Annotated in this window: 12 protein-coding genes; 6 read left to right on the top strand and 6 right to left on the bottom strand. The window is 73.2% G+C overall.

The genetic code is table 11. From position 1 onward, the window contains the following. Window positions 1-23 precede the first annotated feature (23 nt). Window positions 24-908, bottom strand: coding sequence for an NmrA/HSCARG family protein (locus ACWEJX_RS03520; RefSeq protein WP_451605860.1), 885 nt, complete (start codon window positions 906-908; stop codon window positions 24-26). A gap of 300 nt (window positions 909-1,208) precedes the next feature. Between ACWEJX_RS03520 and ACWEJX_RS03515 the strand changes: the two genes are divergently transcribed. Continuing rightward, window positions 1,209-2,165, top strand: a complete 957-nt coding sequence (locus ACWEJX_RS03515) for a hypothetical protein (RefSeq protein ID WP_451605859.1) — start codon at window positions 1,209-1,211, stop codon at window positions 2,163-2,165. Window positions 2,166-2,237: 72 nt separating this feature from the next. Here the strand turns inward: ACWEJX_RS03515 and ACWEJX_RS03510 are convergent, their stop codons facing one another. From ACWEJX_RS03510 to ACWEJX_RS03495, 4 genes are all read right to left on the bottom strand, one after another. Next, window positions 2,238-3,374 (bottom strand): diguanylate cyclase domain-containing protein, encoded by a 1,137-nt coding sequence (locus ACWEJX_RS03510; protein WP_451605858.1) that lies wholly within the window; start codon window positions 3,372-3,374, stop codon window positions 2,238-2,240. A 127-nt stretch (window positions 3,375-3,501) separates the two neighbouring features. Beyond that, complete coding sequence (locus ACWEJX_RS03505; protein ID WP_451605857.1) at window positions 3,502-4,305, bottom strand: enoyl-CoA hydratase/isomerase family protein; 804 nt, start codon at window positions 4,303-4,305, stop codon at window positions 3,502-3,504. 61 nt (window positions 4,306-4,366) lie between these two features. After that, window positions 4,367-5,521, bottom strand: coding sequence for an adenylate/guanylate cyclase domain-containing protein (locus ACWEJX_RS03500; protein ID WP_403795909.1), 1,155 nt, complete (start codon window positions 5,519-5,521; stop codon window positions 4,367-4,369). A gap of 146 nt (window positions 5,522-5,667) precedes the next feature. Then, window positions 5,668-6,516: a biotin--[acetyl-CoA-carboxylase] ligase gene (locus ACWEJX_RS03495; RefSeq protein WP_451605856.1), complete on the bottom strand. Its 849-nt coding sequence runs from the start codon at window positions 6,514-6,516 to the stop codon at window positions 5,668-5,670. Between the two features lie 169 nt (window positions 6,517-6,685). Here ACWEJX_RS03495 and ACWEJX_RS03490 point away from each other — a divergent pair, with 169 nt between their 5' ends. Further along, window positions 6,686-8,290, top strand: coding sequence for an acyl-CoA carboxylase subunit beta (locus ACWEJX_RS03490; protein ID WP_451605855.1), 1,605 nt, complete (start codon window positions 6,686-6,688; stop codon window positions 8,288-8,290). A 30-nt stretch (window positions 8,291-8,320) separates the two neighbouring features. Next, window positions 8,321-8,533 carry an acyl-CoA carboxylase subunit epsilon gene (locus ACWEJX_RS03485; RefSeq protein ID WP_403795900.1) on the top strand — a complete coding sequence of 71 codons (213 nt, stop codon included), beginning with the start codon at window positions 8,321-8,323 and terminating at the stop codon, window positions 8,531-8,533. A 136-nt stretch (window positions 8,534-8,669) separates the two neighbouring features. Here the strand turns inward: ACWEJX_RS03485 and ACWEJX_RS03480 are convergent, their stop codons facing one another. Further along, the gene (locus tag ACWEJX_RS03480) at window positions 8,670-10,055 is read right to left on the bottom strand and encodes an MFS transporter (protein ID WP_451605854.1); all 1,386 of its coding nucleotides are present in this window, start codon (window positions 10,053-10,055) and stop codon (window positions 8,670-8,672) included. Between the two features lie 70 nt (window positions 10,056-10,125). On the opposite strand from ACWEJX_RS03480, the gene ACWEJX_RS03475 reads away from it, so the two are divergent. The 3 genes from ACWEJX_RS03475 to ACWEJX_RS03465 all read left to right on the top strand — a co-directional run bounded on the left by ACWEJX_RS03475 (window position 10,126) and on the right by ACWEJX_RS03465 (window position 11,695). After that, window positions 10,126-10,776: a TetR/AcrR family transcriptional regulator gene (locus tag ACWEJX_RS03475; RefSeq protein ID WP_451605853.1), complete on the top strand. Its 651-nt coding sequence runs from the start codon at window positions 10,126-10,128 to the stop codon at window positions 10,774-10,776. A gap of 142 nt (window positions 10,777-10,918) precedes the next feature. Further along, entirely contained in the window at window positions 10,919-11,044 is a 126-nt protein-coding gene (mmpB, locus tag ACWEJX_RS03470; protein WP_451605852.1) for a morphogenic membrane protein MmpB, read from the top strand. Window positions 11,045-11,089: 45 nt separating this feature from the next. Continuing rightward, window positions 11,090-11,695: a nucleoside triphosphate pyrophosphatase gene (locus ACWEJX_RS03465; protein ID WP_403795888.1), complete on the top strand. Its 606-nt coding sequence runs from the start codon at window positions 11,090-11,092 to the stop codon at window positions 11,693-11,695. The last annotated feature ends 11 nt before the right edge of the window (window positions 11,696-11,706 follow it).

The following is an 11,706-nucleotide window of genomic DNA, read 5'->3' as shown; positions in this document are numbered from 1 at the left end:
GGAAGTCGACCGTGGGTTCGGTCTCAGTCTGCGGCAACGGGGGCGAGGAGGCCGGTCCAGTCCTGGGCGGCGGCCCAGTCGGCGAAGGTGTGCCAGCCGACCTCGGGGTACGCGCGGCGCAGGCCGGCGACGTCCACGGCCAGGCCGTGCTCGGCGAAGTACGTGAACATCGCCGCGAGGTCGGTGGAGTACCTGCGCACGACGTCGACGGGCACCTCGTGATGGACGATGGGCCGTCCGGCCGCAGCGGCCAGGACCCGCGCCATGGCGTCGGGCGTCAGCTCGTCGGAGGCGATGTCGATCCGCCGCCCGGCGAACTCCGCGGGGCGGCGGAGGGCGAGCGCGGCGAAGGCGCCGATGTCGGCGGCGGGGATGAGCGTGAGCGGCACGTCGGCGGCCATCGGCCAGGCGAAGGTGCCGTCCCGGAGGGCTTCGAGCGTCCAGCCGTCGGTGTAGTTGTCCATGAAGGCCGCGGGCGCGATCACCGTCCAGGCCATACCGGATTCGCGAAGGTGGCACTCGATCGCGCACTTGCTGTCGTAGTGCGGCACGCCGGTGCCCCGGTCGGCGTGCGCGGCGGACGTGAACACGGTGTGCCCGACGCCGGCGGCCGCGGCGGCGTCGACGAGCGCCCTGCCCTGCCGTATCTCGGTGGCGATGCCGGTGCCGAAGGGCGTGGTGACGGCGAAGAGCGCGTCCGCCCCGGCGAGCGCGGCGTCGAGCGAGTCGCGGTCGTCGAAGTCGGCCCGGCGGATCTCGGCACCGAGGGCACGGAGCTCCTGGGCGGCGGGCGAGGCGGGGTCGCGGGTGAGGGCGCGGACGTGGACGTCGCGACCGGCGGCGAGGAGAGCACGGGCGGTGGCTCCGCCCTGGGCGCCGGTGGCGCCGGTGACGGCGACGGTGAGCATGAGGAACCCCTTCGAGGGAGTGATATCTGCGTGTCACAATCTTTGCGACACGCAGACAATAGTCCACTCCTCTGCGCCGCGCAGACTATTTACGGCTACGGGGCCGAGCCCAGCACCCGAGGAGCCGTCGTCGCCAGAAGGGGCGGGACTCGGTTGCCGCTGCCGTAACCCACAAGTGGCATATTCACTCAATGCGTCCATCCGGACACTCTGCGTGCGGTACGGTTCACGCAAAACGGCCCCCGCGATGGTTGCACCCATGCGCGAGGGCCTCGACCACCAGTGGACGGACCTCCACCGATGATGTATCGGCACTTTATCGCGCCCTCGCGCGGCTTCACCCAGTTCTCGCACGAGCTCATCCGGCATCCGCGCCTCGGCTCCGACGCCGTTCGGCTTCTGACCTGGCAGCTCTCGCTCCCCGACGGGGCCCGTGAATCGTTGTCCCGAACGGCTGAGCGTGCCCGGATCGGGGCATGCGCGTTCACCCGGGCGAAGCGGCAGTTGAAGGAGGAGGGGTTCGTCCACGAGCGGCGGGTGCAGGCCCAGGGCGGGCGGTGGGTGACGCAACAGCTCGTGTCGAACCGGCCGTTGAGCGAGGGCGAGGCCGCGAAGCTGATGGGGCGGATGCCGGTTCCCGTACCCGGAGCCGTGCCCACGCAGCCGAGTCACGGAATTCCGGCCGCCGGTGGGCCGACGGCCCCGCTCACCGGCGGTCATCCAGAGAAAGACCGTGGCGAAGACACCTCCGACCTTCCGCCCGAGCCCGAGCCCGAGCCGGGCGAGCGCGAGCCGGACCCCGAGCGGGACTTCGAGCCGGAACCCGAGCCCGGCCCCCAGCCCGCCGTTCCCGAGGAAGCCCGCGCCCTCATCGGCGCGCTGCCCCTCCTCTCGCCCGCCCTGCGGCACATCCCGCCCGGCATGAAGGACGAGTTGGCCGGCCTGGCGGCCCGATGGCTCGCCGCCGGGCACACGTCGGCCGACGTCCACGCGCACGTGGAGCGCGGCCTGCCCGGCGCCGGGACTCCCGTCCAGCGCCCCGGCGGACTCCTCCGCTACCTGCTGCGCGAGGTCCCGCCCGTGGCGCCCCCGGCTCCCGTAGCACCGCAGCCCGTACCGCCACCGGGACCGCGCCTGTCGGCGCGCCTGAGCGGGGCGCGGGAGTGCGAGGGCGAGCAGCACATCCAGCCGATGCTGTTCCGGCCGGTCGGGGACGAGAAGCTGTGCCGCGCGTGCACGAGCGACCTCGCGGGCTGAACGCAGGGAGCGGGGCGCGCCCGGCGTGCGAACGCACTCCGATCGCCACTCCGAACGCCTCGACCCGCGCCCCTACCCGCGCCCCTCCGTGCGCTCCGCCGGTGGTGCGTCCCGGAAGCGGCGCCGGTCCCTGGCCCCGGGCGGGGCGTCGGCGAGCCGGATCACCGTGCCGTCGCGGCCCGCCACGACGGGCTTGGCGGAGCGGGCGGCCTTGGCCTGGTACTGGGCGGCGTCGGCGAGGCGGAAGAGGCGGCGGGCGGACTTCAGCGGACCGATCGGGTCGCCGGTGGACGCGACCCCGCAGGCGACGCCCTCGCCCAGCTCCAGCTCCGCCGCCCGTACGCACAGTTCCTCGGCGACCGCCACGACCTCGTCGGCCGTCGGGCCGACGGTCAGGAGGCAGAACTCGTCGCCGCCGAGCCGGGCCGCGAGCGCGCCGGGAAGCTGCGCGCCGCAGCGGGAGAGCACGGAGCCGAACCGTTCGAGGAGACGGTCGCCGACGGCGTGGCCGTGGGTGTCGTTGACCCGCTTGAGGCCGTTGAGGTCGCAGACCATGAGGCTGACGACGGAGCCGTCGGCGCGGTAGCGCTCGATGGCCTGGTCGAGGCGGGTGTCGACGGCGCGGCGGTTGGCGAGGCCGGTGAGCGGGTCGGTGAAGGCCAGCTTGCGGACCTCCTCCAGGCGCTCGGCCTGGGCGATGCCGGCCGCGACGACCGCCGCGAGGACGGTCGCGAAGTCGGCCTCGTCCCGGGTGAAGGGCACCGCCCCGGCCGGCCGTGCCACGTACAGCTCGCCCCAGGCCCGGCCGTGGAGCACGATCGGCGCGACCACGCAGCAGCCGCGGCCGCGCCGGCGCAGGCCGGTGACCCGGCCGGTGGAGACCCGGTCGTCGACGGTCTCCACCCAGGCGTCCGGCTCGCCGCCGCCCGCCCAGTGCTCGTGCAGGAACTCGGTGATCTCCGGGAACTGGTGCACGGGGTACGTCTCGGAGTCCGGGAACTCCTCCTCGCCCACCGCCCGCTGCCCGGCGTTCACCAGCACCTTCAGCCGGCCGCGGTCCCGCTGCCAGACGGAGAGCGCGGCGAAGCTGCCGCCCAGCGCCTCACCGGCGCCGAGTGCGGCGGCCCGCCAGAACTCCCGTGGAGTGTGCGCCGCCGCCATCGCCTGTGCCAGTGCCACTACGGCCCGCAACCGCACATCCTCGCCCATTCCTCCAGCTTAGGGATGTTTGGTCCGTTTTCCCCACCGAGACGTCACGGAAAGTTACATATGGTGAAAATCTGGAGCAATTGCACACGGAGAGCATCCGGACGGCCCGCCTCCGGAGCCCCGGGGCTCACTCGCCCGGCCACTCCGGCTTGCGCTTCTCGTTGAACGCCGCCACGCCCTCCGCGCGGTCGCCCGAGAACGCCACCGAACGCCAGGCGCCGTCCTCGACCTCCAGGCCGGCCCGCAGGTCCAGGCCCACGCCCAGCCGCATCGCCTTCTTGGCGGCCCGCAGGCCGACCGGCGAGTTGGCCGCGATCCGGCCGGCCAGCTCCAGGGCGGCGGTCCGGGCGTCGTCCTCCAGGAGGTCCACCATGCCGAGCTCGCGGGCCTCGGCGGCCTCCACCCGGCGCGCCGTGAACACCAGCTCGGCGGCGCGGGCCGCGCCCACCCGGCGCGGCAGCAGCTGCGTGCCGCCGCCGCCCGGGATCACGCCGACCGAGACCTCGGGCAGGCCGACGACGGTGGTCGCGTCGGCCACGATCACGTCGCAGGACAGCGCCAGCTCGTAGCCGCCGCCGAGCGCGAAGCCGTGCACGGCCGCCACGGTCGGCATGGGCAGCTCCAGGACTCCGGTGTACGCGGCGCGGGCGACGGGGCGCTGCCGGACCAGGTCGGCGTCGCTGAAGGAGTTGCGCTCCTTGAGGTCGGCGCCGACACAGAAGGCCCGGTCGTTCGACGAGGTCAGCACGGTCACGCGGACCCTCGGGTCGGCGGCGAGCGCGGCGCAGGCGGCGCCGATGGAGCGGGCCATCTCCGAGGAGACCGCGTTCATCGCCTTGGGCCGGTCGAGGACGAGCTCGGCGACATGACCGCGCTCGTCCCGCCGGATCACGACGAACTCACCAAAACGCTGCTCGGACTGCTCGGACATGGCCGTACACCCTCCCGGTCGAAGCCAGTTAACGCCTGTTAACGGCTGTGCACCGGAGATCTTAGGTCGGACGGCGGCTCAGCAGCCAGGGCTCCACCACACCCAGTCCGCGCACCGGCCGCTGCCACATCGGCTGGAGCGCGAAGCGGTACGACGGGGCCGGCTCGCCCTCCTTGTCGGCGCGGGCGGCCTCCTCCGCCGCCTGGGTCTCGGAGACCGGCGCCTCGCCGGTGCGGGTCAGCTCCTCGGCGAGGGCGCTGTCGACGAGGACGGCGTCCTTGGGCGCTATCGAGGTGAGCCGGCTGGCCAGGTTGACGGTGGTGCCGAAGACGTCGCCCATCCGGGTCGTGACGGTGCCGAAGGAGAGGCCGACCCGGAGCGCGGGCATGGTCTCGTCGTGGCCCAGGGTCTCGATGAGCCGCAGCCCGATCTCGGCGGCGGTGCCGGCGTCGTCGGCCGCGTACAGGACCTCGTCGCCGAGGGTCTTGATGAGCCGGCCGCCGTGCGCGGCGACCAGGTCGGCGCAGGTGGTCTCGAAGGCCTCGACGAGTTCGCCGAGCTCCTCCTCCTCCAGGCGCCGGGTGAGCCGGGTGAAGCCCACCAGGTCGGCGAAGCCGACGGCGAGCCGGCGGTCGACCATCTCCTCGTCGTCGGCGGCCTGCACGACCCGGCCGGTGGCGGCGGCCAGCTGGCGGCGCCACACGTAGATGAGGAACTCCTCCAGCTCGGGCAGGAGCAGCTCGACGAGGGGGTACGTGACCTCGGTGCGGGTCATGCCGGGCTCGGGCGGCTCGGTGAGGCCCTCCAGGAAGGAGTCGATCTGCCACTCGGCGAGCCGGGCGGTGGTCTGTCCGGTGGAGCGGGCGACCTGCACGGCCATCGGCTCGCTGAGCAGTCCGGCCTCGACGAGACCGGCGAGGCGGCGCAGCGCGAGCACGTCGGCCTCGGTGAGCGCCTTGGCCTGGCCGATGTCGGCGAAGCCCATGGCGCGCCAGAAGCGGGAGGCGAGCTCCATGGAGACGCCGGCGGTGCGGGCGGCCTGGAAGGGGGTGTAGCGGCGGTCGGCGCCGAGGATCAGCTGTTCCAGGCGGATCGCGAGGGGGTCGTCGGTCGGTTCCACCGTGTGGTCGACCACATGGTGGGGTGTGGGATAGGTGGGGTTCGCGGCCGGCTGTTCGGCCGCGGCGTCGCCGTTGTCCGCGTCGTCGACGGTCACCGGCCGCCTCCTGCCCGTTCCCTGCCCACTTGCCCTGCCGATCTGTCGCGTGGATCGCGGTCAACGATACGACAGGTGTGTGCTGGCTCACGCCCTGACCGCACCAGGATCGGGCGTGAGCCGTGCGGGAAGTCAGCCGGCGGGGCTCACGCGGCCCTCAGATGGACGATGTCACCGGCCGCCACGGCCTCGGTCCCGCCGCCCTCGGTCTCGACGACGAGCCGTCCGTCGCCGTCGACGGCGACGGCGTCGCCCTCCAGCATGCGTTCGCCGGGCAGGTCGGCGCGGACGCGGCGGCCGAGGGTGGCGCACGCCTTCGTGTACGCGTCCAGGAGGCCGGAGCCGGCCGGGTCGCCGTCGGCCCGGACCCAGTCGCCGTACCACTGCTCCAGGGAGCGCAGGACGGCGCGCAGCAGGGTGTCGCGGTCGGTGGAGACGGCGTCGGCGAGGAGGAGCGAGCCGGCGGTGGGGACGGGGAGCTCGTCGGCACCGAGGGTGACGTTGAGGCCGAGGCCGACGACCACGCCGTCGCCGCCGGCCCGCTCGGCGAGGATGCCGCCGGTCTTGCGTTCCTCACCGGCGACATTCACGAGCAGGTCGTTGGGCCACTTGAGGGAGAGGTCGACGCCGGCGGCCTTGGCCAGGCCGGTGGCGGCGGCCACGCCGGTGAGCAGCGGCAGCCAGCCCCAGCGGTGCACGGGCGCGGCGGGCTTGAGCAGGACGGAGACGAAGAGGCCGGAGCGGGCGGGGGCGGTCCAGGTGCGGTCGAGGCGGCCACGTCCCGAGGTCTGCTCCTCGGCGACGAGCACGGCGCCTTCGGGGAGTTCGCCGGCGCGGGCGGCCAGGTCGGAGTTGGTGGAGCCGGTGGTCTCGACGATGTCGAGGGAGGTCCACAGGCCGTCGGGGAGGACGAGCGCGTTGCGCAGGGCGGAAGCGTTGAGCGGGGGGCGGTCGAGGTCGGACCAGCGTCCCGCTGAGCCTTGGGAGGACGTCATGCAAGTCAGCGTAGGTGTGGCAAACGCCGCACTGCGTGAACCGTGAGGGCGCCGATACGCTACGACGCAGTAGCCAAGGAGTAGTCCTCCGTAGTCCATTCGTGGTCACTTCGCGGGTCGGTTCGCATTCCACGAGACCCCCCGTGACCAGGCAGGGAGCCGCATCCCGATGTCCGAGCCGGCAGAGCACAACGAGATCGACATTCACACGACCGCGGGCAAGATCGCGGATCTGGAGCGCCGGATCGGCGAGGCCACCCACGCCGGTTCCGCGCGCGCCGTCGAGAAGCAGCACGCAAAGGGGAAGCTGACCGCGCGCGAGCGCATCGCACTGCTGCTCGACGAAGGTTCGTTCGTGGAGCTGGACGAGCTGGCCCGGCACCGCTCCAGCAACTTCGGCCTGGAGAAGAACCGCCCGTACGGCGACGGTGTCGTCACCGGCTACGGCACGGTGGACGGCCGCCCGGTCGCCGTCTTCTCGCAGGACTTCACCGTCTTCGGCGGTGCCCTCGGCGAGGTCTTCGGCCAGAAGATCATCAAGGTGATGGACTTCGCGCTGAAGACCGGCTGCCCGGTCATCGGCATCAACGACTCCGGCGGCGCCCGCATCCAGGAGGGCGTCAGCGCGCTCGGCATGTACGGCGAGATCTTCCGCCGCAACACCCACGCCTCCGGCGTGATCCCGCAGATCTCGCTGATCGTCGGCCCGTGCGCCGGCGGCGCGGTCTACTCCCCCGCGATCACCGACTTCACGGTGATGGTCGACCAGACCTCGCACATGTTCATCACGGGCCCCGACGTCATCAAGACGGTGACCGGCGAGGACGTCGGCTTCGAGGAGCTGGGCGGCGCCCGCACCCACAACTCCACGTCCGGCGTGGCCCACCACATGGCGGGCGACGAGAAGGACGCGATCGAGTACGTCAAGTCCCTGCTGTCCTACCTGCCTTCGAACAACCTGTCCGAGGCGCCCGCCTTCCCGGAGGTCGCCGACACCGAGGTGACGGACGAGGACCGCGAGCTCGACACGCTGATCCCGGACTCCGCGAACCAGCCGTACGACATGCACACCGTCATCGAGCACGTCCTCGACGACGGCGAGTTCCTGGAGACCCAGGCCCTGTTCGCGCCGAACATCCTCACCGGCTTCGGCCGCGTCGAGGGCTTCCCGGTCGGCGTGGTCGCCAACCAGCCGATGCAGTTCGCCGGTTGCCTCGACATCGGCGCCTCCGAGAAGGCCGCGCGCTTCGTGCGCACCTGCGACGCCTTCAACATCCCGGTGCTCACCTTCGTCGACGTGCCGGGCTTCCTGCCGGGCGTGGGCCAGGAGCACGAGGGCATCATCCGGCGCGGTGCGAAGCTGATCTACGCGTACGCCGAGGCGACCGTCCCGCTGATCACCGTCATCACCCGCAAGGCCTTCGGCGGCGCGTACGACGTCATGGGCTCCAAGCACCTCGGCGCCGACCTCAACCTGGCCTGGCCGACCGCCCAGATCGCGGTCATGGGCGCGCAGGGCGCGGTCAACATCCTGCACCGGCGCACGCTCGCCGAGGCGGAGGCGAACGGCGAGGACGTCGAGGCGGTGCGCACGCGGCTGATCCAGGAGTACGAGGACACGCTGCTCAACCCGTACATCGCGGCCGAGCGCGGCTACATCGACGGGGTGATCCTGCCGTCCGAGACCCGCGCGCAGGTCGTCAAGGGCCTGCGTCAGCTGCGCACGAAGCGGGAATCCCTGCCCCCGAAGAAGCACGGCAACATCCCGCTCTAAGCCGCTGTCGACCCTCGGGAGGGACACACGATGATCAAGGTCGTACGAGGAAACCCGACCCCGGAGGAGCTGGCCGCCGCACTGGCGGTGGTCCAGGCCCGGGCCGCGGCCACGGCGGCGGCGGCCGCCGCGGGCAGCGGCCCGAGGGTGCCCGAGGGCTGGTCGGACCCGGCGCGGATCGCGCGCAACGTCCGGCCGCGGCCGGGCCCGCGGTCGTGGGCGCGGTCCTACTGGCCGGTGTAGGGATTTCCGTCCGGAGATTCGTCCGGTGAAGGCCGGACCCCCTGTGTGGGGGTCCGGCCTTCGACGTGCCCGGAACCACGCGGCGGCCGAAATCGGCCTGAAGGTACGGGAGTTGCGGGCGCAACCTCGTGCTCGCCTACCGCCCCTCCTGCTGACGGGGCCTCCTCAGGAACAGGGCGGCGGCGAGCACCCCCGTGAGGACCACGGCCGCGTTGACGAGGACCGCGCGGCCGAGGCCGGCCGGCAGGGCGGTCGCGGTGACGACGACGGCGCTCATCACCGGCGTGCCGAGCGTGATCCCGATCTGCTGCGTCATCGTGGCGATGCCGGTGGCCATGCCCTGTTCCGCGTCGGGCAGTCCCGAGGTCGCGGTGACCATGAAGCCGACGATCGCCAGCATGTTGCCGACGCCGCCCGCGAAGGTCGCGGCGAGCAGCACGCCGTACGAGGGGTCGACGAGGCCGAGGGTAGCGGCGGCCTGGAGCGCTCCGCCGGCGATCAGGGCCGTACGGGCCGAGAAGCGGCCGATGAAGCGCGGGGCGAGCAGCCCGCCGAGGACCGTGCCCGCGCCGAGGACGCCGAAGGAGAGGCCGGCGGCGAGCGGTGAGAAGCCGAGCACCTCCTGGAGGTGCAGGGTCATCAGGAAGACCAGCGAGGTCTCGGTGGCGAAGGCGACGAGCCCGGCGAGGTTGCCCCAGACGACGGTGCGGCGCTTCAGGACCCGGACCGGTACGAGCGGGGCCGCGGCCCGGCGCTCGACGAGGACGAACGCGGTGAGCAGTACGGCCGCCGCGGCGAGGGCGCCGAGGACGACGGCGTCGGTCCAGCCGCGTTCGCCGGCCGCGGTGAGCCCGTACACGAGGGAGAGCAGGCCGCCGGTGACGGTGATCGCGCCGGGCACGTCGAGCCGGGGGCGGTCGGCCGGGCGGCTCTCCCGCAGTACGGCGGGGGCGACGAGCAGGACGGCGCCGGCGACGGGCACGTTGACGAAGAAGGCCCAGCGCCAGGAGAGCAGATCGGTGAGCACCCCGCCGAGGACGGCGCCGGTCGTGAAACCGGCTGACATCAGGGCTCCGTTGAGGCCCAGCGCCCGGTCGCGCAGCGGCCCCTCGGGGAAGGCGGAGGTGAGCAGCGAGAGCCCGGCGGGGGTGACGGCGGCGGTGGCGAGGCCCTGGGCGACGCGCGCGGCCATCAGCGTCTCCGGGCCGGTGGCGAGCCCTCCGGCGAGGGAGGCGGCGCCGAGGACGGCCATGCCGCCGAGGAAGATCCGGCGGCGGCCGACGAGGTCGGCGACCCGCCCGAAGAGCAGCGTGAAACCGGCGGCGGCGAGCGCGAAGGCGGTCGCGATCCACTGGAGGCCACCCGTGCTGAAGCCCAGTCCCCGGCCGATGACGGGCAGGGCGACGTTCAGGATCGAGAAGTCGACGGCCAGCATGAACTGGGCGACGAGGAGGACGGCGAGGACGAGGCGCATCCGCCCGGCGAGCCGGGGGGCGACGGTGGGAACATCGAGCGCAACCATGAACAGGACCCCTTAATGGGACGCTAGTTCCGTTAAGATGCCCCAGACGGTAGCAGAGCAAGAGCCGCTAATGGAACAGGAGACCCGTTTGAGCGAGAGCCTGCCGGCCGAGCCCGGCACCGTGCGCCCCGGCGGCCGTACCGCGAAGGTCCGCAGGGCCGTCCTCGACGCGACCGAGGACGCCCTGGTGACCGCGGGCTTCCACACCCTGAACATGGATCAGATCGCCGCGAGCGCGGGCGTCGGCAAGACCACCGTCTACCGCCGCTGGGGCTCCCCCGTCGGGCTCGTCACCGACCTGCTGCGCGACATGGCCGAGCGCTCGCTGCCGTCCGCCGACACCGGCAGCCTGGCGGGCGACCTCCAGGCCAACGCCGACCTGGTGCACGACTCGCTGACCGACCCCCGGCTCGCCGCCCTCTTCCGCGCCGTGATCGCGGCGGCGGCCTGCGACCCGGTCTGCGCGAGCGCCCTGCGCGGCTTCTACCGCACCCGGCTGGCCGAATGGGCCCCTGTCGTGAGCCGGGCCGTCGACCGCGGCGAGCTCACCGCCGACATCGACGCCCTCGAACTCCTCCGGGCCGTCTCGGCGCCGCTCTACTACCGCTTCGCGATCAGCCGCGAGGAGCTGCGGCCCGCCGACGCGGAGCGGGCCGTGGTCGCCGCGCTCGCCGCGGCGGCGGCCGGCGCGTTCGCCCGCACGCGCGACGGGCGGGACTAGCGCGACGGACCGGACCGGCCCCCCGGAGAGGGCCGACCCCCGGACAGGGCCGGCCCGGCGGACGGGACCGGTCCTTACGCGCCAGGGCGCTTGAGTACCCGTACTCAGGCGCCCCCGCCCTCCGGGCCGCAGGATCGGAGGCATGCTCTGGTCCGACCCCGACGACGAGCCGCCGAAGGAACTCCACGACATGGCGGCGATGCTGCGCCGCGCGGGCGTTCTCCTCGCCCTGGCGATGGTGGTCTTGATGTTCATCGCCGGCAGGTGAGGGCTGATCAGGGCGCGCCCCGCACGGGCTCGCTACGCTGCTGCCATGACTGCTGATCGCCGCCGTGTCGTGCTCGCCTCCGCCTCCCCCGCCCGGCTCGGACTGCTTCGGCAGGCCGGCCTCGCCCCCGAGGTGATGGTGAGCGGGGTGGACGAGGACAAGGTGCACGCGCCGACCCCGGCCGATCTGGCCCTCGCCCTCGCCGAGGCCAAGGCCGCCCACGTGGCCGCGCGGCCCGAGGCGATGGGCGCCCTGGTGATCGGCTGCGACTCGGTCCTGGAGCTGGACAAGCAGGCGCTCGGCAAGCCGGCCGACGCCGAGGAGGCCGTCGCGCGCTGGAAGTCGATGCGCGGCCGGGTCGGCATCCTCCAGACGGGCCACTGCGTGTACGACACGACGGCCAAGCGCTACGAGTCGGCCACCGCCTCCACCGTCGTCCGCTTCGGCGAGCCCACGGACGCGGAGATCGCCGCGTACGTGGCGAGCGGCGAACCGCTGCACGTGGCGGGCGCGTTCACGCTCGACGGGCGGTCGGCGCCGTTCATCGACGGCATCGACGGCGACCCGGGCAACGTCATCGGCCTCTCGCTGCCGCTGCTCCGCCGCCTGCTGGCGAAGCTGGACGTCGCGATCACCGACCTCTGGACCTGAGCCCGGCGGGC

It is taken from the genome of Streptomyces sp. NPDC004788 (assembly GCF_053601115.1).
The sequence above is the reverse complement of the archived record's forward strand: the minus strand, read 5'-3'. Positions and strand labels throughout refer to the sequence as shown.